Source organism: Chitinophaga pendula, assembly GCF_020386615.1.
Taxonomy (GTDB): domain Bacteria; phylum Bacteroidota; class Bacteroidia; order Chitinophagales; family Chitinophagaceae; genus Chitinophaga; species Chitinophaga pendula.
Map to the genome: position 1 here is coordinate 777,000 of NZ_CP077769.1, position 22,567 is coordinate 799,566.

Consider the following 22,567-nt stretch of genomic DNA (forward strand, 5'->3'; position numbering starts at 1 on the left):
ATAAACCCTGATTCATGTACTTTAAGCTCCCTCCCCAATGGCAGGACAGCGTTGTTACGGCTGTATTGCCTGCCAGTCCTGAAGATCCTGCGCTTTTACCTTATCTGCCTGTGGTCCGGCTGCAAGGACCTTTCGGGCAACTTTACCGACAGAAGATAAAAGATACTGAGTTTGTGTTGTACCGGCAGGTGTTCCGGATACGGCAGGCGGTGCCTTTGTGTTTGCAGGTAACGGCGCCACAGATCATCCTGAACTATATGCAGCGGGGCAGCTTGTTCTGCGAGCTGCAGGGGTATGGTAAAGTGATGCTGGCAGCTGGTACTTCGCAGCTGTTCTATGTGCCACCCGGTACGCATATACTCCTGCTGGAACCAGGTGAGTATATGGTATCTCATGTACATCTGTCGGCGGACTATCTGGAGCCATTGGCATTGCAGCATGATGGGCTACGGATGGTCTGTCAGCGGGTGTTGTATGCTTCCGGTAGTGCGCGGCAGGAATATGCCGGCAGTATCCATACGGACATTCTGCAGATACTTGACAAGATACAGCGATGTAGGCTGGCTGCCGGCGCCCGTATGGTATTTCTGCAAGCCAGGGTTAGAGACCTGCTGTTGGCATACCTGGAAGACAGTAGCATAACCCGGCAGGATAAAGCATGCCGTTATCAATTTACAGTGGAGGACATTTACCGGCTGGAGCTGGCACGCCGGGAGGCAGCAGCTAATTTGCTGGAGCCCTTAACGATGCAGGTACTGGCAAAGAAGGTGAATATGCATCCACGTAAGCTGGAAGCCGGATTGCGTTGGGTATATGGCTTGCCTGCCAAGTTGATGATCCGGCAGCTGCGGATTGAAAAGGCGAAGGAATTATTACGCAGTACTAATGATAGTGTGGCAAGTATTGCGTATGAGTGTGGATATCAGGATATCACCACATTTGTAAGGGCTTTCAGGGCACAGGAAAATTGCAAACCAATGGACTATAGAAAGATGGAATAACCGCCCCTGAAAGGGGCGGTTATAGCAGCAATACAGGATTAAAGCAGTAGTTGTTCCTTGGTAGTAACATTACCGGGTAGGTCTTTAGCATATACCACGATCTTTCCGCCAACTACATTGTTATTGGCTAACAGCACCGTGTACCGCCAATAGGGACTGTCTTCAGGAAGTATAGCAGCACCTGCCTCTATCAGCACATTTCCCGGGCCATAGATGAATACACTCACCCCCGTAACTTTGAAGTCATCAAAAGCCTTGATCACGATAACCTGCCCGGGTTGTCCCGTATACGATGCAGTATCAATACGCCTGATCTCTGGCGCTTGTATATAGTCACGGAGCGCAAGGTTCATGGCCGACTGTCCATCCTTCGCTTTTACAAGATAACCTTCCCGGAGTTCCGGGTTTTTTAACACGGATTTTGCATAGTAACTGGCCTCCAGGAATCTTTCCCGTGCCTCAACTTGGCTGCTTGTCGGTGGTTTGGAACTCGGGTGCGGAACCCTTGCCATCACAGTTCTCCCTCCTTTAAGTTGTCTGAAAACCAAAACACCTGCGAACAAACCACTGAGGTTTTGTGTGAGGGCGTTATTTCTTGAAATTGCCATAAAAATTGATTTATCATTTACAAAAATTGCTGAAACCGGCTACGCCAGACTTTAGGAAAGAAATAACTGATGGCCACTCATCATCCCTTTTACCTACCGCCTCTTTAATCTCAGCTGTCATGACAAAGGTGGGAAATGGACAAGACGAAGAACTTGCATTTATGCAGAAAAAACTTGCAGATGTGCAGAAAATTAAATGGCCTTGATAACTACTTGTAATGAGCTATCAAGGCCACTTATAAGGAATTATCCTGCTTATTTTGTTCGACACACCGGTTCGTGGTGTATGGGGAAATTACAGGAGTTGGCGATATAACAAAGTTTGTTGGCGTCGTGATGAAGTGAGTTCGCCTTTTCTGCCAGCGAAGGATTAGTGATCGTCACTTCCGGGTACAAAGTGACGGAATTAAAACGTCCACCGCCATCGGGTGTTTCTTCCATGATGCCGGTAGCTTTGTCGATATACTCGGTGACAACAATGCCGTGGACAGTACACAAGTACAAGTAGGAGAGCATGTGACAGGCAGACAGTGCCGCTACCAGCATATCCTCCGGATTATACCGGGAGGGATCGCCCCGGAAGGCGGGATCTGCGGAACCCAGCATTTCCGGTTTGCCGTCGCTATTGATGGTATAGCTGCGTTCATAGGCGCGATAGTTGGTCGTACCGATGCCGGTGTTGCCTGTCCATTCGGCAGTGAGTGCGTAATGATGTTGTTTGGCCATAATGGTGTTGCTTAATGTGGTTTCCTGAAAAATTATACAGGAAAGGTACGAATCACTATGCGAACTATGTATTAGCGGGTGGATGAACGGGGCTGGACCGCCTGTGCCCCTGTTTGTTCTTTTGTCAGCGGCCATGCGGTAGCTGCTGCTTGGGAAAATTGGTCGGCACCTGCATCCAGTGGTGCTTTACGTGGCTGCCCGTCCATGTCGAAGGGGATAAGCAGTAGTATGGCAGTATCTTTTATGAAGGCCGGATAGGACTTTTGCAGGCGCCATATCCCTTTTTTATCGGCAATGAGTTTTGGGGTGCCGGTGATGTAGGCGCCGGCCGGCATATCTCCCGGATCGTTTACTTGTACAAGTGTATTATCCTCCCAGATGGTACCGGTCAGGGGGCCTGCTAATTTAGCGGCCACCGGGCCACCGGAAATAATGTTGTGCGATATCGTAATCTGCGTAGCGCCGATGCCGTTGTTCCGCGGTTGCTGCACGATGTTCTGTTTGTTATTGATCAGGGTGTTGAAGGCAATCAGCACGCGGTCGGGACGGTCGTGGCTGGTAAGCGGGGCGCCGTCGGCTACCTCTGCACCACCGTTGCCGATGTTGATCGCCGGAGAGCACTGTTCGAAGTAGTTACTGTGGATGGTATGGTCATCACCGAAGATGCGTAGTCCGGGTGTGTTGAAGAAGTAGTTGCCGTATACGGTATTGTGGTTACCATGGCGTAAGGTGAAATGTGCCGGACAGTTGCGGATGGTATTGTATCGCAAGGTGATACCGGATGCTTTGATGGATATAAGTTCATTTTCACCATCACAATCTTCGAAGAGGTTATACTCTACTACACTGTTGCTGGTAGACAGGCTGAAGCCACTCAGGCCAAATTGCAGTGATTCGGCGCCATTGGCTTTTTGGCGTTTATGATCGAAGAAGTAGTTATGATGTATCCATAGCCGTTCTGCTATCTGGGAGCCGGTGCCTCTGATGGCGATAAAACGGCCCATTGCATCTTTATGCTGGAAGGTGTTGTAAGCTACCTGGTGATCATTGCCATTGATCAGGAGGTTTTCACCATCACCGGTTGTCTCGAAGGTATTTTGTAAAAAGCGGCAGAAGGAAGTACCTGCATCGGTGCGGGTGCGGGAGGATGTATGTTTGAAGAAAAAGCCCTGTATGACGAGATGGCTTGCCGGTGCCGTGAGGTGGAAGCCACCTTCGCCGGTGATGAAGGCTTTGCCATTGGTGGCAGCCCGGATAGTGATAGGTTGGGCGGCGGTGCCTTGCGCGTTGATGTTGATATCAGTGGTAGCGGTGTAGTTGCCATCGGCCAGTATGATGATAGCGCCGGGCGTGGCTTTATTCACTGCTTCCTGCAGTTCGGGCAGGGAGTGTACGGCGATAGCCGCTGCTTGCCGGGCGGTGGTGGTGGTGGCCAGGCTGCAAATGATCAGCAGGATCAGGCTGGCAATACGTTGCCAGCGGCAAGAAAAGTGTGATGTGTAAGGGACAGCGGTCGATCTCATGTGGAAATTATATGGACTTAATGAATTAATGCAAACGATTGCAATGCAAGAAAGGAAAAATAGTTGAGAATCTGAAACTATCTGTTGACGGCGAATGTTACTTTCGCTTCTTATCAGGTTGGCTGGCTGGGATACTGAGATGCCAGGAGAGATGCGGCTATTTGTAGCTGTGGTAAAAATACGGCCGTCTATATTAAATTTAATACGAGTTATACAATACAACACCTATATTCACCAAATACTTATATTGTTTTTTAATACCCGTTACTATGCCACTGAAAACATTCCGCTGCCGGGCACTGGCACTATCAGCGATGACACTGCTGTTGTCTTGCCGCGCACAGTTATCTTCTCCATCTGGTAATTTTGATTTTGAGCAGGTAGACTATTCGCATAAAACCCCCCGCACCTGGGTGTTATCCCGTCCGGGTGTATCAGATGCTTTCGTTACTGAGCTGGATTCTCAGGTGGTGCAACATGGGCGGTATGCGGTGCGTATCACCAATATAGCAGAACCGGTCCCTGGTGGTTTTGGCGTATGCCAGTACACTATACCCGCGACTTTTACCGGCAGCCAATTAAAGTTAAGTGGATACCTTAAAACGGAAGATGTCAGCGGGTTTGCGGGTATCTGGATGCGAACGGATGGGAAGGGAGGAGTATTGCAACTCAATAATATGCGGCCCGTCGGGCTGATGGGTACTACAGACTGGACGAAGTACAGTGTGGAATTACCTTATGATCCGGTTAAGACGACCAACATACTCGTCGGTGGACTGCTGGCGGGAAAAGGAAAAGTATGGGTAGACAATCTGCAACTGGAAGTAGACGGTATGCCTTATGAGCAGGCCGCTCCTAAAAAAATGACCGGAGCAGATTTAGATACCAGTATGAATAGTGGTTCTGGTATTCATCATATCGCTTTAACGCCTAAACGGGTGCAGCAGCTAACTAACCTGGGTATGTTGTGGGGATTCCTGAAATATTACCACCCTGCGATTGCGGAGGGCAAACATAACTGGGATGCTGCTTTATTACGGTTACTCCCTGCTATACTGGCCACAGCGGAGGATAATATTGTATATGCAGTGATGGAGAAATGGGTGGATGTCTTAGGACCGGTAATTCCCTGTAAGCACTGTGCGGATATCGACAGCAGTAAGATACGGGTGAAGCCGGACTATGGTTACCTGTTCCAGCCACATAACCTGCCTGCCTCGCTGGTACAGAAGCTGGCATCTATCCGGGATAATTATAAACAACCACCAGCGCATTATTATGTATCCATGGCGTCGGGAGTGGGCAATCCGCAATTTGGTAATGAACAGACCTTTGGTAAAAATCCTTATCCCGACGCGGGCATACGGTTAGTAGCCTTGTACCAGTACTGGAATATCATCCAGTATTTTTATCCTAATCGTCATATAACAGGAGAGGACTGGAACCAGGTACTGGCTACCTCTATCCAACCTTTTGTGGAAGCAGCTGACAAATACGACTATACGCGTGCGTTCCTGCGTATTATTGCCCGTGTCAACGATACCCACGCTAACATATGGGGTAACAACCCTACGTTGGATACCTTAATAGGGACGCGGATGGTACCTGTTATCGCCCGTTTTGCAGAGAACAAACTGGTCGTAACCGGTCACTATAAAGATACGATGGAGATCACCCGGTTGCTCCAGCCCGGAGATGTCATTGATGCCATCAATCATCAGCCGGTGCAGAAACTGGTAAAGCAATACCTGCCGGTCACGCCGGCATCCAACCTGGATGCACAGTTAAGAGACCTTCCCGGCATGCAGGGATGGCTCTTGCGTACCAACGATACGGTCATGCAGCTAACGCTGGTACGTGATGGCCGCCAGATCAAGGTACCCGTGGCAACATTGCCATTGCGGTATATGAACCGCCAGGAAGAGCAGATCGGCGGTCCGGCCGCAGTGGGATATAAACTATTGGATGGCGGCAACATAGGATACATCTATCCTGCACGTTTGACCAACAACGACCTGGCAACCATCAAGCGTCTTTTTGCCAAGACCAAAGCCATCATCTTTGATTTCCGCTGTTACCCGGCTGTATTTATGCCGTATACCTATGGGGAATGGTTAAAGCCTGCTGCCTCTCCCTTTGTAAAATTTGACTTTGTGGGACATACGCAGCCTGGCCTGATCGAGATAGGAGGTAATAGTTCGAATGGCATATCCAATGATAGCAGCTACAAAGGAAAAGTCGTTATGCTGGTAGATAGCCGTGCACAGAGCCAGTCAGAGTATACCGTAATGGCCTTTCAGACGACACCGGATAATATCACCATAGGCAGCACAACCTCCGGCGCCGACGGAGATATTTCCACGATCAACTTACCCGGTAATGTTAAAACCTTTATCTCCGGTATCGGTATCTACTATCCCGATGGCAGACAGACACAGCGGGTAGGCATAAAGATAGATATGCCCGTTCGTCCGACGATACGGGGTATTAAGGAAGGCCGGGATGAATTGATGGAAGCGGCGTTGAAGGTGATTAACGGGCATTAGGGAAAGGAGTCGTTGACATCATTCGTGTCACTTCCTCTTTTATGAAGTCAGTAGTTGGATTGCTGACTTTGATTGGCATAGTTAGTATCTCATTGGCAAGCATTTGGGCTTCTACCGGTTTACCCATCTTTAGATAACATTTTAATAAATGAAACTTAGGTAAGAGCCTGTTGGGTACCATATTGACAGCTATCTTAAAATTTTGCAATGCCTTAGCATCATCATTCAGCTCCTGATAGGCAATTCCTATGTAGATAAAGGTTTGATAATTTGCTAAATAATAATTGCTTTCATCCAATAAATGGATAGCGGCTGAGTACCTACCCAATTGAAATAGTTTGACACCCATTTCAGATAGGAACAGGTACTTGTCATGCAGGCTTTTATACAATCTGTAATAATGTTCTACGGTGTTTTCATTGTTCAGAAAACCGGCAGCAATATTCAGTTTGCGCCATTCCCGTTGCAAACTGTATTGCTGTATCTGTATATAAAACAATAAGGACACAATACCCGCAAGTATTAATAGTGATATCTGCTTGATCTTGCCGGGCAATGAAACCGTAAAAAGTGTACCTTCTGCTGTATGCTGCAGGCATAAGATGATGAGTGCCGGTATAGATACCGGGATAATATGCAGCGGATATGATAATAATCCGCAAACCGCGATGGCAATTATGGCGCCAAGGCTTCCAGCCTGAAAACATCTGTCTTTACCTTCCAGGTCTTTCAACTGGGAGATGCCGCGCAAGATGATAATCAGAAAAATAATAAGCAGGAGTATAAGTCCTATACTTCCCAATTCTATCCATATCTGAATAAGATCACCGGGGGCTATGTTTATATTGTCAGCCACCATTTTTTCTTGCAGTGTCGCCGGATGCTTCGCGAAATAGGCAGACTGGAAGAGATTGTAAGTGCGCCCGAAACTTCCCTGCCCATGACCGGCCACCGGATTGGCAGCGATGAGTTCAAAGCAACGTTTATAAATAAAATACCTGCCGATCGAAGAATCCTTTTTTAATGAAAAAAGAATGAACATCATCGCAATACTGCCTATTGTCAAAACAACGATGGCACCTGTAAATAATTTTGGTAACCTGTTTTTCCAATGAACGATTTCCATTCGGTACCTGATGATCAGCAATGCCAGTAAGCTAACCATCAGTCCTATCCAGCTGCTGCGAGACATAGTAATTATGAGCGCATACACCGCCAATACAACTATCAGGTAAATAAGGGACTTCTGTACCCTGGTAATAGCGGTGTGCGACGAAAAAAGAGCAATACCCAATAAAAATGGAATGGTCAATGCAAAGAAATTGCCTAGTATACTCGGGTTGTTAAAAGTGCCACCTAATTTAAAATTACTGTTGGCATACCCTACGATGCTATAGAACTGGAGTATACCTAATATCGCTTCAAGCAAGGTAATGACACTAACAACGACGACGATCAGATCCTGCAGCTGGTATCTTATCAGACAGTGTTTAATAACGTAATACAAGGCAAATGCACAATAAAATTCAAGGAGCGTAGTATTTAATAATGCATGATTGATATTCATATAAAGCGGGCTACGGTAGGTTATATATCCGGCTAGCAGTAATAAAAGCAGATCCGTCCAGGAAAAAGAAATATGCAACGGGACAGTATTACTGGTAAAGAAGGTGATGGCTACGATAACCAGGAAAAGAGAGAGGCTGATCATGATATAATAGACGTCCTCGAAATAGAAGATAGTCTTGGAACCCCAGTAATAGTCAGCAATTACGAGTGTCGTCAGCAATATGATCAGTATACCGATGCAGCAGCGTGTGAATAGGGATGGGGGCATATGCTAATTGCTAAATAATGATTATTATTATGATGAAAATTATTAAAATATCCTAATGAAACAAATATTTCTTTTATTAATTATCCTAGCCTGCAAACCGTTATTCGCGCAAAAAAGAACAGTGAATTTTTACAGGGAACAAGAGTTGTTAATACCAGTAGAAGGTGGTGTGTCATTGTCTGGTACTTTGACCACACCGGATTCCAGGGATTCTAATCATTTGGTAGCTGTTATTGTCGCCGGTTCCGGACCGACGGACCGGGATGGCAATCAGGCTGGTATCATTTATCCAAATACGTATCGTTTTCTCGCACACGACCTTGCACAAAAAGGAGTTTCGGTATTCAGATATGATAAACGTGGAGTGGCAGCCAGCGCCCGGGCAGGTAGTAAGGAATATAAACTGACGTTCGATAATTATATACAAGATCTTGTTGCATGTATATCCTATTTAAGAGAACGTTATCATTTCAGACGTGCAATACTTATAGGACATAGCGAAGGTGCGCTCATCTCCTTCATAGCTGGTAAAAAGGCACAGGCGGATGGCTATATTGCCATAGGGGCGCCCGGTAGCCCTATAGACACGATTCTGCTTGGCCAGATCAAAGAACGGATGCCATTATTGTCTGCAAAGGCAGGAACGATATTGTCGAAACTCAGGAATAAGGAAACAGTAGACTCTGTACCGAGAGAATTGACTGCCTTGTTTAGACACGATGTTCAGCCCTTTCTTATGACGATGATGGCTTATGATCCATCACGGGAGATCGCGGCAATAGATGCACCTGTGCTGATCATTCAGGGAGATAATGATCTTCAGATAAAAATGGCAGAAACAGATAAACTTATCAAGGCGAAACCTGCTGCGATGACAGCTATTATCCAGCATATGAATCATGTCTTGAAGATAAGCGAACAGGATAACAATCGTAATATTCAGTTATATAACTCCCCTGCAACACCTATATCGGCGGCTATTGCAGAACACATAAATGTTTTTATCAGGAAAAATAATTTTGTGAAATAAAATCTCTGCGATATCGTTTTTTTTCTATCTTTAATTAAATCTGATTCTTATCCTGTGAATTAAGACTTATGTTCTTAATAAAAGAATGTCGTAGCAGCTTATTTTAACAACCCGTCACGCTTTTGTTAACTATGCGTATTTGGAGCAACTGTTATTTAGTCTTCCTAGGTCTTGTCTTACAATGTGGTATATCTTGTAATGAAAATACAGGTATCCCGCAGGACGTAACCGCCTGTCTGAAGACATTCGGGCGCCAAGAAAGTAAATTCCAGGAAGTCATTGAACACTTTCGCCAAGAAAATGATTCATTCAAATTGCAGGCCTGTTACTTTCTGATCAGAAATATACAGGGATTAAATACCGGTAAAATAGACTCGGTTAATAATCGTATGATATGGCAGGATGACATCACTACAATTGCTGCGAAACAGTTAATTGGAAATATTGATGATGCAGTAGAAAATTGTAGAACACGTTTGCTAAATGGCAGTCTTAGCTTTAGTGACTTTTGTGAGTATGTGCTTCCGTACCGTTTCGACCAAGAGCCGCTCGAGAATTGGAGAGCAGTAGTCAGACAGCGGTTCCTGCCCATTACAGACGCTTTGAAACAACATGCCGTATGGACAGATACAGCGCTCTGTAATGCATTTAATAAAGAGCTGAAACAGGGATTCCGTTACACGGTCAAAGGCAATCTGGCCGCGTTTAAGGGATGGTCGGTGCTGAGCCGGCAAAATAATGGTAATTGCGTGGAAATGTGTAAGCTGATTACTTATCCCCTCCGGGCCTATGGGGTTGCTGCTACAACAGATTTTACGCCGGCTTGGGCTAATAATAATGGTGGTGGACATATGTGGAATGTCTTGATAAGTGAAGGTGGTAAACATATACCCTTTATGGGGTTGGAAGCCGATCCTAATGCATATAATCCGCTATTGCTGATCAGGAATAAGGATGCTGGTAAGAATTCCTATCATATCTGTGGAAAAGTATTCCGTAAGACATTCTCCATTAACAAAAATAGTTTACAAAGTATAGCAGGAGGGAAATTACCTATTCCAGATATATTTGCATCGGATCGAATGATCGATGTTACCAGGGAGTACTTGCCGGTAGGGGATATAACATTGCAGGTAGATACCTCTTATTTCCCCAGATCCGGTGCGAGAGTAGCTTATCTCGGTGTATTCAGTAAAGGACAATGGCAACCTACAGCCTGGGGACTGGTCGATGAAAAAGGAAAGGTCCGTTTTAAGGATATGGCTGTTAATGCTATGTACATCCCTATTATCTATTCCGGTTTTTCCTTTATGCCCATTGATTATCCGTTATACCTCAATGCTGCCGGCAAGCTTGTATCGTTGATCCCGGATGAACATTCCTTCATGCAGGTACGCGTAAAATATCTGCAGTCTAAAGAAATGGACCAGCTGGATGTCATCAGGAAGATGAACTGGAGCGGAGAAGCGTTCGTACCTACACTGGAAAAGATAGCTGATAACAAACTGAGAAGCGAACCTGTTAATCATAGTGAATATACCTTGTATTATTGGAAGGATGGATGGAAAGAGACCCGGACAGCCCGGGCAGTCGACAAACAACTGGCATTTGATAATATTCCCCGTAATGGGTTGTATCGATTAGTAACAAAGGGTAGTGAAAATATAGCGCGTTGTTTTACTATGGAAGATGGAGAACAACGTTGGTGGTAGCATTTCTGGTCAACCAATTATTGTATTTAACATGATCGTTCAAAAGATAAAAGAAGTCGTGCTGCCATCTAATGTACAGCGTAGGTACATTGTAATGAGTATCGTGACAGCACTAATGATGATCGCACACTTTTTGATCATTACATTATCTTATGCCGGTATGCCTGCGCGGATACCTACGCACTATAATATCCGGGGAGAAGCAGATGCCTATGGTGACAAAAGCAATATCTGGAGTTTGCTCATCGTATCTTTTACCGTGTTTGTCGTCCTTTCGATACTTATACAAAGTAGTTTTATATACAAAAATTATAAAGGTGATCCGGAAAACTGGGGGGTAAGAGATGAACAGCGTGGAAATGCTACAAAGCGACTGTTAATTGTATTGAGAATGTTTTGCGCCTTAATATTTCTGATTATTGCAGTGACAACGATTACTATAGCCCTCGGTTAAAAACAGTGAATTAATTTATTATCCCTATCAGCGCTAAGTTAGTTAACCATAAACTATATCCCTTGGCATATATCGTATTTGTTAATCATTTTTATTTTTTCATCTAAAAAACCCAACAAATGAAACCAAGATTCACATCTAGGCGAAAATTTATTGTGCCTGCCGCCCTCTTCGGATTCCTTACCTTAGGAACAATTATTGTTAGCTGCCAGAAAGACCAAAAAGACGCCCTGCCTGCTGTACAGAAAAATTACAGTGGAGAAGAATTATTTACCGGTATTGTACTAGCTCGCGGTCCTGTAGCCGCACAGATCCCTGAATATCGGGAGATCCAGGAATTGACAAGTAAAATTAAGGGGACAGACGTTGCTGCAGCTGACAGCTACGTTAAATCCCTGATCGGAAAAATTAATGAGTATTATCCGGACTATCTGAATGAATTTAAGAATGAGATACTGAGCAAAGATGTTGTAAGAGTAGATGCTGCTATCAAAAAAGCAACAGATATCACTGCCAAGACAGCTTTCCTGAACAAGATTTCTGCCGGGGTAGATAAGACAGTAGCCAGCAGCCTGGTAAAAGAAGCGTTGATAAGCAAACCAGGCAAGTTTGACCAGCTGATTGTTGACATCAGAAGTGGAAAGGTGAATCAACAAACGTTGAACACCCGTATAAGCGAAATATTCGGAAACAATTTCGATCAGGTTCTCGGTCATGCTTCCGGTAGCAAAGACGCAGTTACCTCACTGGACAACGCTTGTATAAATGCTGCACTGGCGATTAATGTCGCTATCGTGATCAACGTTGTTGGTTATATCAACCTCGCATTGGCAGCCAATGTTGAAACAGGTGTTAACGTACATTTTGCCGTGAATTTCTGGAATGAAGTAACCCGGCTGAAAGATGATCATTCAGGTTTAAAACACGAACAACTCATTGCTTCAATAGTGAGCCACATTTAGTTAAACAGGGAGGGTCAATGATTACTATTGATCCTCCCTGTGTATGATCACATAAATCCCGGATCATTTATGAATAATATCCAAAGCAGAACAAGTAGCCAACGTGTACGGCTGCGACTAATGCTATTGTTCCTGGTAGCGTCTTTATTATTTGTGTTATACTTCGTAGCATTGGCTTCCTTGCCTAATAATCCGGTCGCACTTAAATCCAATTCCAGATTTCACGTTATCTCTTTTTTGCCGGAGGGATGGGCTTTCTTTACACGTAATGCACGGGAAGACGTTTTATATGTGTATAAGAAACAGCCCGATGGCCACTGGGAGTTGGTAAACGTACCCGGCAGCAGCTTACGGTTTATATTCGGGCTGAACAGAAAAGGAAGAGCCATAGGGCCGGAAATTGCTGTGCTATTACGACAGTTAAACGATGAAGATTGGTTGGAAAGCCGTTATCCAGTCAGCTCTTTCTTTAAAACAGACACACTGAGACCGCATATTGTGAACAATACCGCTCCTGATCCTGCTTGTAGCGGAGACCTTATTTTTCAATTAACTCCACCTATACCATGGGCATGGGCCGGTTCGGGAAAGGAAATCATTATGCCATACAAAATTATCAGACTATATGTTAAGCCAGCTAACAATAAAAATTGATAATGCCGTTGACCGGTTTATTAGCACTAACATTTTTACTAATTATCTTGGCTTGGCCAGATCCATATTGGCATTAAGCACTTTTCTGACGCTACTGACGAATAAGCCGGATACCATCTTCCGGCCAGATGGCGTCGGTAATATCAGAATGTATAACCTGATCTGGGATAAGATCAATTTCTTTTACCTGCTCCCCTACGATCAGATTAATATACTCAGATGGATCGCTATCGCTATATTACTCTTGGTAATGAGTGGATGGATACCAAAAATATCTGCAGTGCTTCATTATTGGATCTGTGTAAGTTTTGTCAATTCCGTGATGATGGTAGAAGGGGGCGACCAGATCGCATCGAATATGACTTTGTTATTAATTCCTATATGCTTGTGCGATCCGCGTAGCAATCATTGGTATGCCATTACAAAAGAAATGAGTGCAAAGCTGCAACCAGAAAGATTACTAGTGTCGAATTTCTTTTATTTGCTACTTCGCTTACAGGTAGCATTCATTTATTTTCATGCAGCGGTAGGGAAAATGCCAATCGACGATTGGGCGAACGGAACAGCCGTTTATTATTGGTTCAATAACCCCACTTTTGGTATGTGCAGCTGGATGAAACCTATTTTAAACCCGCTACTCACCAACCCATATATTATTGTTATACTCACCTGGGGCGTTATCGCGTTTGAATTCATTTTATTCTTAGCCCTTTTCCTCGATAAAAAGTACTATCGTAGCTTGCTGATATCCGGTATGGTATTTCATTTTTCTATTATTGTTATTCACGGACTATTCTCTTTCTTCCTTTCTATGGCAGGCGCATTACTCTTGTATCTTGCCCCCGTAGATCAGCAACTGAAATGGCATCTGCCCAAAAAGATAAGATAGCAAAACAGCATAATATCAGCGTAACATAAATTGTTTCACTCACAAAACAAAAACTATGAAACTTTTACATTCCAAAATATGGAAGACCATCTGTACAATAGCCGTTATATCAAGTATGGCGGTTATATCCCTGGCATTCAAAAAAAGCAAAGACAATAGGACATTGAATATTTATTCAGGGCAAGAGCTTTTTGCAGGTATTATTCTTTTAAAAGGTGAGGTTGCAGCAGCTATTCCTGCTTACAACGAGCTTTTACCGCTTATTAAAAACATGGAAGGCACCACAGCCTACCAGCAATTCAGGGATAAACAAACATGGCTGTTGGAAAAAATACAAAAGGAAGACCCGACCTACTTCGAGCATTTCAAACGTGAAATTGCAAGTGGAGATCCTGTCACTATCAATAATGCCATCCTGGAAGGCCAGAAAAAGTTGGCAGGTCTGATGATGGCAGAACGGAAAAGTCTGTCCACCAGCGCAAAAGGTATTGTTGATGATATTTTGGTTTGTGTGGTGCTTCCTTCACCTCCCGTAACTGGCGGTAGCACTTTTGTGGTTGTAGAAGCATACACCTATGCCGCCAATGCAAAAGACAACCTTAGAAGAGAAGAACTGGTACACCAGTTGGTGGGCATGTTCTCCTGAGCATTTTTCTTTATACCGGTAAATACACTTACGTTGTATATTATGATAACCATCTACAGAAGTTTTTTTGTAGGTGGTTTATGCTATAAAATTAGTACACGGCAGAGGACCTTGTTAAAGGTATTGTCTTTGTAAAGGGTGCTGTTGCCAGCATAATAACTGCCGAAGAACAATCGGTGCATCAGATCGTATCAATAGTGGCGTAACCAGGGTTGTAGATAAGCGCTATATTGGCTTCGGACAAAAGTGCCGGGTAGAAACCCGGCTTACTGAACATGCTGTTCATTTTCTTAATGAACCTTTTTTTAGCCAGAATAAACCCAAATAGGAATGGGTACAGTATATAGGTCAAATAGGACTGCAAAATAGATCATCGTTTTATTGTGTGGGAAAAAAATGTACAAATCCCTGGTTGGTAGGGATGAAAAGGTATTTGTTCAGTATAGTTGAAAATCAGGAGATGTCTATCTGTACTTCGAACTGGTCATTTAGTACGAGCTTACCTTCGACCGGACTGGCAGCACCGGGAGGTAGTAGTCCTTTTATTTTAGTGGTTTTCCCTTTGGTAAGTAAGTCGAGGAGCTGTTTGTCGGTGAGTTTTTTGCCCATGATCTCAAAAGGCACTTTAAAACCGCAAGCGGCGAAATTAGCACAGCCATAGGCCGTGTTTCCCTTTTTGAGTGGATATGCCTTGCACTTGGGGCATGGCTGTTCGGTGAGGTGAACGGTTTTTTTGGGTGCTTTAGGTTTAGCGGGCTTCTCCAGCTTTTCGGGTGCCGGCGGTGCTTCCGGCGCGATGGTAATGGTCTTGTAGGAGCTGGTTTTTACTTCCTGGGTGAGATCGACCACCATCTGTATCAGTTCCTGCTTGAAGGTCTCGGAAGCGTATTCCCCTTTTTCGATGAGCCGCAGTTTCCGCTCCCAGATACCGGTCAGTTCGGCGCTTTTCAGCAGTTCGTTCTGTATGGTGTCGATGAGGTCCATGCCGGTCTGGGTGGCATAGATGTTTTTCTTTTTCTTTTCGATGTACTTACGGCGGAAAAGGGTCTCGATGATATTAGCGCGTGTGGACGGCCGGCCGATGCCGTTGTCTTTGAGCAATTCCCGCATCTCTTCGTCGTCTACCTGTTTGCCGGCGGTTTCCATGGCACGCAGCAGCGTCGCTTCGGTGAAGGCTTTAGGCGGACTGGTCCTGCCCTGGTGGATACGGGGGGTATGAGGACCACTTTCACCTACGGTGAACTCAGGGATGACCTTCTCTTCGTCTTCGCCTTCTTTCTTTTCTACAACATCGTTAGCATACACCTCTTTCCAGCCGGGTTCCAGTATCTGTTTACCGGTAGCTTTAAAGGGTACCTGGCCTACTTTCCCTAATACAGTGGTGTTGGATATCTTACATTCCGGGTAGAAGGCCGCGATGAACCGGCGTGCTACCAAGTCGTATATACGTTTCTCTTCCAGCGGCAGCCCCGAAGGATATACTCCGGTAGGGATGATCGCATGGTGATCGGTAACCTTTTTATCGTCGAAGACGGTTTTGAGTTTGGGAATGGGCTTAGCCAGTATAGAGACGGTGAGCTCCTTATACGGCGTCATATCCTGGAGTATACCCGCTATTTTAGGATGCAGGTCTTCGGAGAGATAGGTGGTATCTACGCGGGGGTAGGTGACCAGCTTCTTCTCGTACAGGCTCTGAATATGTTTCAGCGTATCGTCTGCGGTGAAGGCAAACTTTTTGTTGGCCTCTACCTGCAAGGCAGTGAGGTCGAACAGCCGGGGATTTCCCTCTTTGCCTTCCTTTCTCTCGAAGGAGGTGATCTCAAAAGGATGCTCTTTGAGATAGGCTAGCCCTTTTTCTGCTTTATCCGGGCTACGGAGCCGGTCAATAGCCGCAGTGAACTCCGTCTCCCGGTAGATGGTCTTCAGCTCCCAGTAATCTTCTGATACAAAGGCATTGATCTCTTTCTGCCGCTGTACGATCATAGCAAGGGTAGGCGTCTGTACACGGCCTATGGATAACACGACCTTACCTACTGCAAACTTTTTGGTGAACAGGCGGGTGGCATTCATTCCCAGCAGCCAGTCGCCGATAGCCCTCGCACTGCCGGCAGCATAGAGATTATTATATTGTTCGGCCTCCTTCAAATTATTGAAACCTTCCCGTATAGCCTGCTCGGTAAGCGAAGATATCCACAGCCGCTTCACAGGAGCGGTACATTTTGCCTTCAACAGCACCCAGCGTTGGATCAGTTCCCCTTCCTGGCCGGCATCCCCACAGTTGATCACCTCCTCACATTGCTGTACCAGCTGCTCTATCACTTTAAATTGCTTCTCTACTCCGTTATTTTCAATGAGTTTGATACCGAAACTGCTGGGTATCATGGGCAGGTCTTCCAGACGCCAGTATTTCCATTGCTCGGTATAATCATGTGGCTCTTTCAGGGTACAGAAATGCCCGAAGGTCCAGGTTACCTGATACCCATTACCTTCATAGAAGCCATCACGGCGCTGTTTAGCGCCTAGTACTTCTGCAATATCCCTGGCCACACTCGGCTTTTCGGCAATACAAACTTTCATGGAGGATCAAAAAATCGGGAAACAAATATCGGACAAAATTTCCAGCCAGCACCACCAGGGGTTAACATTAAATTAAAGCACCCAAGCAAATGCTTTATTTTATTTTGCAGCAGCATTGTCAAACAGGCGCCCATGCAAAGCAGTGAAGATTTCGAGTTGTTAAAGCGTATCAGTACAGGGGATGAAAGTGCTTTTGAAACGTGTTTCAATAAGTACTGGCAGCTCCTTTATGCCTTTGCCTCCCGTATACTCCGCTCCGAAGAAGAGGCCAAAGACGTCGTCCAGGTTGTATATATATCCCTTTGGGGGCGCCGCCATGACCTCAATATACAGGGCTCCCTGGAACATTACCTCCTCCAGGCCGTCCGCTTCCAGTCGCTTAAAAAACTGAAAGAACTGCTCGACCGTCCTGAAGAACTCGACCGGGTACACGATCACATCATTCCCGTATTAAATGACATTTGGGAAAAACTGGATACCTCAGACCTCTACCGGGAGATCCATCAGCAACTTAGCGAGCTGCCACCGAAAACCAGAGAGATCTTCCTGCTCAGCCGGCAACAACAGCTGACCATCGCAGAGATCGCCGACCGCATGAACTTATCGGAGAAAACCGTGCGTAACCAATTACATATTGCCCTCAAAGCCCTTCGCCAACCTATCGCCTACCTCATCATCTTTGCCGACGTATTATCACAATAACCCTTGTCAGTACTGCATTAGGCGTTGTTAATAATTCCTTAACCTACTTTTTCGGGACAAACATCCCTCCTGAAGGAACATATGTATAAAGGGGGACCAACTACCGCCTGCTACGGAGAATGAATATATCACAACTAAACAGGATCATCCGGCAATATCTTAATGGCCATGCGAATGAAAAAGAAACGGCATTAATAGACCGTTGGCTGGATGAGTCGCTGGAAACAGCAAGACAACAAGCTGTCACCACACAAAGTGAGCAACACCGCCTTGCCGTATGGCAGGAGTTACAGGGCGCCATCAACATGGCTGCTCCCGCAGGTAGACTGGTATGGCTCAAACGGTGGCGTACGGTAGCTGCCGCCTGTGTACTCATCATTGCCGGTAGTGCAGGGTATTACTATCGCTATACCTTACAGGATATCGTATCTCCTATACCTATGGAATACGTCAGCGCCTCCTCATTCCAGGTGAGAAGGGTCACCCTGCCCGACAGCACCATCGTCGTATTGAACAGTGGCAGTGAAGTGTCTTATCCCCGTTATTTCCGCGGACCACAACGCCGTGTTGTACTAAACGGAGAGGCCTATTTCGATGTACAACAGGATGCCTCCAGCAGCTTCCGTATCTCAGGGCCTCACCTGAGGGTCAAAGTATTGGGTACTGCCTTCACCGTCACCGACAGCGATCGTCAGACCGCGGCAAGGGTAAGTGTACATAGCGGCAGGGTCGCAGTAAGTGCCGGCACAGGCAACTTCGCTACCAGACAGATCGGCGCCAGCCAGGAACTGATCTACCACAGCGATAGCAATGCCGTAGCCGTACAGGAGCATACTCCGGAAGCAACAGAATGGATCAGCAAACAATTTATTTTCAGCGACTGCAGATTGTCCGTCGTTATTAACGAGATCGCAACAAAATATAATGTCAGCATCCGGCTGGCAGATCCGAAGACCGGCCAGCTGGCATTTACCGGTGCATTCGAAGCCAACGATACATTACAGGACATGCTTAACATAATATCCCTGTCATACCGCTTAAAGGTAGAGAGACTTAAAGATGGAACGATCATGATCAGGTAACCAACTCAAACATATTTTCACACACTATACAACCGTCCTTTTCATGAAGGGAATCTCCTCACTATGTGAGGTTAATGGCTACACTTTTTCTAAAAAATAATCATAAACGAATGAAGGAAAAAATTCTACCCGGATCAGTTACGCAACAAATAGCTGACACTGGCCGAAGATGGGGCAGCTGCCTGCTGTTACTCCTGTTTTTCGCATTGCCGGTGCTGGCACAGGACGCTGTACAGAAAAAGGTCAGCATACAGTTCAAAGCAGACAACATCACCCGATGCCTGCAACTGCTGCAACAACGTACAGGGGTGACGTTTTTCTACAACCCCACAGAAATGAACACACTAAAAAATACATATACCATATCTTTTGATAACAAACCTGTAACCGACATCCTGCAGCATCTGCTGGCCGGCACCGGACTGGAGTTCGAGGTAGCAGATGCCAGGAAAGTCGTAATCCGTAAAATTGTAAAACCCACCCCCGAAACAGTGCCTACACGGCCGCGGCGTCACACTATATCAGGGATCATCTACGATGCGGCTAAAAATACACCTGTCGCCGGCGCAGAAGTAATGGTACAAAGCACCGGTAGCTACGCCGCCGCTGATGCCACCGGCCGCTTCTCCGTCGAAGTAAAGGATAGCAGCGACGTTGTTGTCGTGTATTTCGTAGGATACAAAACCAAAATCGTACCCGCCGGTAACAGCGGCTTACTAAGCGTAAGATTGAACCCCGATAGTAAGACATTAGGTGGAGTGACCGTAGAAGCACGCCGCCGTGTCAATACAGAAGTATCCCTACTGACAGATCGTAAAAATGCCGCCGCGATATCCGACGGTATCTCCGCCCAGCAGATCGAAAAAACAGCGAGTATCACCACCGCCCAGGCACTGCAACGCGTATCCGGGGTGACACTGACAGATGATAAATATGTAGCCATCCGCGGCCTGGGAGACCGTAGCGTGATAGGACAGCTGAATGGTGTACGCCTGGCTTCCTCCGATCCGGATCGTACCACTATCCCCCTTGACCTCATCCCTGCCAGCTTGCTGGATAACATCACAGTATACAAAAGCAATACGCCGGACAAACCGGCAGATGCATCCGCCGGTATCGTAGAACTCAAAACACGATCCATCCCCGATCACCAAACACTGAGCATCACCGTACAAAGCGGTTTTAATACACAGGTAGGACTGGGTGGTAAAATGAATAGCTTCATCAACAGCGATGCCGGATTTCTGGGGCAGAAAGTAAAAAACAAAGCGTTAAGCCAGGAATTCCTGGACCTGGGAAAACAATATCCCAACGGCCTGAAAGATATACAGAACAAGATCGGTAACAGCCGTAACGATCCCGCACTGCTCACAGAAGTAAACCGCATTAACCGCATCATGCACCAGTTCGATCCGGTGATGACTACCCGCTATAAATCCGCTCCGCTCAACCAGATCTATTCCATCACCTACGGCAATACCTTCCAGGTGTTTAAAAAACACCAGCTGGGACTCATCGCCGGCGCTAACTATTACAACCGTACGACAGACATACATGGAGGAGATCTCACCCAGTGGAGCATCTACCAGGGTGTACTTACCGGCAATGACGCAGTATACAGCCCGCGTATCATTCCCAACTACATCACTCCTAACAACATTCACCTGGGGAAAGCCCTGACCTATAAAGAAAATACCGGAACACAAACACTCAACTACGGCTTCCTGGGCGGCCTGGCCTACCGCTTTAATCCGCGGCATGAGATCAGCGTGCAGTACCTGGGGAGTCGTGGCGCTGAGACCCGCGCCAGCAACTTGTACGGAGCATATGAATACACCGGCCTGCCAGGTACTGTGTCTAATATCATCTACTCCCTCAAACAGAGCTATCGCACACTCAATACCTTCAACCTGCAAGGGGAACACAAATTGCTTGGCGGAGAATACGCCCCCCGCCTGAGTTATAACCTCGCGTCTTCCACCTCCATACAAGATGATCCTGACTACCGTTTCATCAACCTGGCAGATTACAAACCAGTGAATGGCGGCTCATATACCAGACCAAGTTCAGATCCTAACGGACCTGGTGATATAATCGGCACTAATCACCTGTATTCACTAGTGTCCGGTTATGTAAATGGATATGGACCCTATGGTATTATACAAGCAGATCCCAACGGCCGCCGTTTTCGTAAGCTGAAAGAAACCAACTACAACTATAAAGCCGACCTGGCCATCCCTTTCAAAATAGCAGGACTAAAACACGAATTTAAAACAGGTGTCAACTACCTGCATCGCAAACGCGAATTTGGCGAACACGTACTCTTCCTCCCTGGATCTAACTATTCCAGATACAAGGCAGTACCAATATATGAAGTCAATGGTAACCTGGATCGCCTGATAGGATATGATCGTATCGGTATACGTCCCCCTTCCGCCACCGATGGAGAAGGTGCCAGCAGGGTAGGAGGATATCTGTATAACCCGCTGAAATCACCGAATAACTATAAAGGCTTTTACGAGACACGTGCCTTCTACGGAATGCTCGACTTACATATCACCGAACAATTACGCTTGACCGGTGGCGCCCGCTTTGAAATGACAGACATACAAGCAGCCGTAGATACCGCCGGGGTATTCCTTGACGCATCTATTACACAACCAGACAAAGATGGTAACAAAGTAAACTTGGTATATACACAGCCTAACTCTGTATACAAAACAGATTATAAACCTTACTACTCTGCCAATTTAACCTATACACTGAGTAAACAACACAATTTCAGACTAGGCTACAGTAACTCGCTGGCCCGCCCGGAACTGAGAGAACTGACCAACGTATTCGATTTCGATCCTTTCCAGTTCGCATTGGTAGTAGGTAATCCCCGCTTGAAAAATCAGCTGACCACCAACTACGACTTCCGCTGGGAATGGTTCCCACGTGCAGGAGAAGTGATCGCCGCCTCCGTATTCTACAAGGAGATCGATCAGCAACTCACCAAAGTGTACAAACAAAATTCTTCCGGCCTGGATGCCCGCTTTCCCGAATTCCCTGCTATCGAATTCCAGAACGACCCTAACAAAGGACGGGTATACGGTATTGAGCTGGAACTGGTAAAAAACCTGGGAGAACTGTGGCACCCGCTGAAAGGGTTTTTCCTGGGCTCTAACCTGTTACTCGCACAGAGTGAGATCAGAAAAACACCTGAACGCCTGGCTGCCTCTCAAGCCATCGACCGCCGCGCACCTAAAAATAGCCCGCTGTTCGAACAGGCTCCTTATGCTATTAACATCTATCTCAATTATAGCCGCCCGGAAAAAGGAACAGACATCACCGCCACCTTCAATATGACCGGCGAACGCCTGATACAGGTAAACCTCGACGGTACTCCCGACCTCTACAGCAGACCCAACCCAGTACTCGACCTGGTATTCAGCCAGCGCCTGATAAAACGCCTGCAACTGAAAGGATATGCCAAAAATATCCTGGATCGCCCGCTGGAAGAAGTATATGCCAACCCCAACACCGGCGGTACCTACTATGGTAAAAAGTATGTGCGCAGAAGCTACAAACGTGGTACCGAAATAATGCTGGGACTTACTTATACGCTCTAATGAA

Annotated in this window: 17 protein-coding genes; 12 read left to right on the plus strand and 5 right to left on the minus strand. The window is 46.1% G+C overall.

Features of this window, described 5'->3' with window-relative positions; translation table 11 throughout:
- Positions 1–14 precede the first annotated feature (14 nt).
- Positions 15–1,001 (plus strand): helix-turn-helix domain-containing protein, encoded by a 987-nt coding sequence (locus KTO58_RS03165; RefSeq protein WP_095840780.1) that lies wholly within the window; start codon positions 15–17, stop codon positions 999–1,001.
- A gap of 38 nt (positions 1,002–1,039) precedes the next feature.
- Here the strand turns inward: KTO58_RS03165 and KTO58_RS03170 are convergent, their stop codons facing one another.
- From KTO58_RS03170 to KTO58_RS03180, 3 genes are all read right to left on the minus strand, one after another.
- Positions 1,040–1,609, minus strand: coding sequence for a hypothetical protein (locus KTO58_RS03170; protein WP_095840779.1), 570 nt, complete (start codon positions 1,607–1,609; stop codon positions 1,040–1,042).
- A 255-nt stretch (positions 1,610–1,864) separates the two neighbouring features.
- Positions 1,865–2,335, minus strand: a complete 471-nt coding sequence (locus KTO58_RS03175; RefSeq protein ID WP_095840778.1) for an OsmC family protein — start codon at positions 2,333–2,335, stop codon at positions 1,865–1,867.
- Positions 2,336–2,406: 71 nt separating this feature from the next.
- Positions 2,407–3,858, minus strand: a complete 1,452-nt coding sequence (locus KTO58_RS03180) for a polysaccharide lyase 6 family protein (RefSeq protein ID WP_095840777.1) — start codon at positions 3,856–3,858, stop codon at positions 2,407–2,409.
- 269 nt (positions 3,859–4,127) lie between these two features.
- On the opposite strand from KTO58_RS03180, the gene KTO58_RS03185 reads away from it, so the two are divergent.
- The gene (locus tag KTO58_RS03185) at positions 4,128–6,404 is read left to right on the plus strand and encodes a S41 family peptidase (RefSeq protein ID WP_095840776.1); all 2,277 of its coding nucleotides are present in this window, start codon (positions 4,128–4,130) and stop codon (positions 6,402–6,404) included.
- Here KTO58_RS03185 and KTO58_RS03190 read toward each other — a convergent pair.
- Positions 6,391–8,241, minus strand: coding sequence for an O-antigen ligase family protein (locus KTO58_RS03190; protein ID WP_095840775.1), 1,851 nt, complete (start codon positions 8,239–8,241; stop codon positions 6,391–6,393). The two genes, KTO58_RS03185 and KTO58_RS03190, sit on opposite strands and share 14 nt — an antisense overlap.
- Positions 8,242–8,362: 121 nt before the next feature.
- On the opposite strand from KTO58_RS03190, the gene KTO58_RS03195 reads away from it, so the two are divergent.
- The 7 genes from KTO58_RS03195 to KTO58_RS03225 all read left to right on the plus strand — a co-directional run bounded on the left by KTO58_RS03195 (position 8,363) and on the right by KTO58_RS03225 (position 14,588).
- Positions 8,363–9,271 carry an alpha/beta hydrolase gene (locus KTO58_RS03195; protein WP_157753220.1) on the plus strand — a complete coding sequence of 303 codons (909 nt, stop codon included), beginning with the start codon at positions 8,363–8,365 and terminating at the stop codon, positions 9,269–9,271.
- A gap of 602 nt (positions 9,272–9,873) precedes the next feature.
- The gene (locus tag KTO58_RS03200; RefSeq protein WP_157753219.1) at positions 9,874–10,983 is read left to right on the plus strand and encodes a hypothetical protein; all 1,110 of its coding nucleotides are present in this window, start codon (positions 9,874–9,876) and stop codon (positions 10,981–10,983) included.
- Complete coding sequence (locus KTO58_RS03205; protein WP_095840772.1) at positions 10,961–11,437, plus strand: DUF1648 domain-containing protein; 477 nt, start codon at positions 10,961–10,963, stop codon at positions 11,435–11,437. Before KTO58_RS03200 ends, KTO58_RS03205 begins: the two co-directional genes overlap by 23 nt.
- Positions 11,438–11,556: 119 nt before the next feature.
- Positions 11,557–12,399: a sporulation delaying protein family toxin gene (locus tag KTO58_RS03210; RefSeq protein WP_095840771.1), complete on the plus strand. Its 843-nt coding sequence runs from the start codon at positions 11,557–11,559 to the stop codon at positions 12,397–12,399.
- Positions 12,400–12,468: 69 nt separating this feature from the next.
- On the plus strand, positions 12,469–13,053 hold the full coding sequence (locus tag KTO58_RS03215; protein WP_157753218.1) for an SdpA family antimicrobial peptide system protein: 585 nt from the start codon (positions 12,469–12,471) through the stop codon (positions 13,051–13,053).
- A complete protein-coding gene (locus tag KTO58_RS03220) occupies positions 13,025–13,942 on the plus strand; it encodes a sporulation-delaying protein SdpB family protein (RefSeq protein WP_095840769.1) in 918 nt (305 codons plus the stop codon). The genes KTO58_RS03215 and KTO58_RS03220 overlap by 29 nt, the downstream gene beginning before the upstream one ends.
- 55 nt (positions 13,943–13,997) lie before the next feature.
- Positions 13,998–14,588: a sporulation delaying protein family toxin gene (locus KTO58_RS03225; RefSeq protein ID WP_225860033.1), complete on the plus strand. Its 591-nt coding sequence runs from the start codon at positions 13,998–14,000 to the stop codon at positions 14,586–14,588.
- A 453-nt stretch (positions 14,589–15,041) separates the two neighbouring features.
- Here the strand turns inward: KTO58_RS03225 and KTO58_RS03230 are convergent, their stop codons facing one another.
- On the minus strand, positions 15,042–17,165 hold the full coding sequence (locus KTO58_RS03230) for a type IA DNA topoisomerase (RefSeq protein ID WP_095840765.1): 2,124 nt from the start codon (positions 17,163–17,165) through the stop codon (positions 15,042–15,044).
- Between the two features lie 132 nt (positions 17,166–17,297).
- Here KTO58_RS03230 and KTO58_RS03235 point away from each other — a divergent pair, with 132 nt between their 5' ends.
- The 3 genes from KTO58_RS03235 (at position 17,298) to KTO58_RS03245 (ending at position 22,563) form a co-directional block, all read left to right on the plus strand.
- Complete coding sequence (locus KTO58_RS03235) at positions 17,298–17,867, plus strand: RNA polymerase sigma factor (RefSeq protein ID WP_095840764.1); 570 nt, start codon at positions 17,298–17,300, stop codon at positions 17,865–17,867.
- A gap of 119 nt (positions 17,868–17,986) precedes the next feature.
- On the plus strand, positions 17,987–18,949 hold the full coding sequence (locus tag KTO58_RS03240) for a FecR family protein (RefSeq protein WP_095840763.1): 963 nt from the start codon (positions 17,987–17,989) through the stop codon (positions 18,947–18,949).
- Positions 18,950–19,059: 110 nt separating this feature from the next.
- On the plus strand, positions 19,060–22,563 hold the full coding sequence (locus KTO58_RS03245) for a TonB-dependent receptor domain-containing protein (protein ID WP_225860034.1): 3,504 nt from the start codon (positions 19,060–19,062) through the stop codon (positions 22,561–22,563).
- Positions 22,564–22,567 lie beyond the last annotated feature (4 nt).

What these genes read in the sequence shown, in the direction of transcription:
- KTO58_RS03235 (WP_095840764.1), top strand. Translation starts at nt 17,298, where the DNA reads ATGCAAAGCAGTGAAGATTTCGAGTTGTTAAAGCGTATCAGTACAGGG.
- KTO58_RS03215 (WP_157753218.1), top strand. Translation starts at nt 12,469, where the DNA reads ATGAATAATATCCAAAGCAGAACAAGTAGCCAACGTGTACGGCTGCGA.
- KTO58_RS03220 (WP_095840769.1), top strand. Translation starts at nt 13,025, where the DNA reads ATGTTAAGCCAGCTAACAATAAAAATTGATAATGCCGTTGACCGGTTT.
- KTO58_RS03180 (WP_095840777.1), bottom strand. Translation starts at nt 3,858, where the DNA reads ATGAGATCGACCGCTGTCCCTTACACATCACACTTTTCTTGCCGCTGG.
- KTO58_RS03205 (WP_095840772.1), top strand. Translation starts at nt 10,961, where the DNA reads ATGGAGAACAACGTTGGTGGTAGCATTTCTGGTCAACCAATTATTGTA.
- KTO58_RS03230 (WP_095840765.1), bottom strand. Translation starts at nt 17,165, where the DNA reads ATGAAAGTTTGTATTGCCGAAAAGCCGAGTGTGGCCAGGGATATTGCA.
- KTO58_RS03190 (WP_095840775.1), bottom strand. Translation starts at nt 8,241, where the DNA reads ATGCCCCCATCCCTATTCACACGCTGCTGCATCGGTATACTGATCATA.
- KTO58_RS03175 (WP_095840778.1), bottom strand. Translation starts at nt 2,335, where the DNA reads ATGGCCAAACAACATCATTACGCACTCACTGCCGAATGGACAGGCAAC.
- KTO58_RS03170 (WP_095840779.1), bottom strand. Translation starts at nt 1,609, where the DNA reads ATGGCAATTTCAAGAAATAACGCCCTCACACAAAACCTCAGTGGTTTG.
- KTO58_RS03225 (WP_225860033.1), top strand. Translation starts at nt 13,998, where the DNA reads ATGAAACTTTTACATTCCAAAATATGGAAGACCATCTGTACAATAGCC.
- KTO58_RS03165 (WP_095840780.1), top strand. Translation starts at nt 15, where the DNA reads ATGTACTTTAAGCTCCCTCCCCAATGGCAGGACAGCGTTGTTACGGCT.
- KTO58_RS03240 (WP_095840763.1), top strand. Translation starts at nt 17,987, where the DNA reads ATGAATATATCACAACTAAACAGGATCATCCGGCAATATCTTAATGGC.
- KTO58_RS03245 (WP_225860034.1), top strand. Translation starts at nt 19,060, where the DNA reads ATGAAGGAAAAAATTCTACCCGGATCAGTTACGCAACAAATAGCTGAC.
- KTO58_RS03185 (WP_095840776.1), top strand. Translation starts at nt 4,128, where the DNA reads ATGCCACTGAAAACATTCCGCTGCCGGGCACTGGCACTATCAGCGATG.
- KTO58_RS03210 (WP_095840771.1), top strand. Translation starts at nt 11,557, where the DNA reads ATGAAACCAAGATTCACATCTAGGCGAAAATTTATTGTGCCTGCCGCC.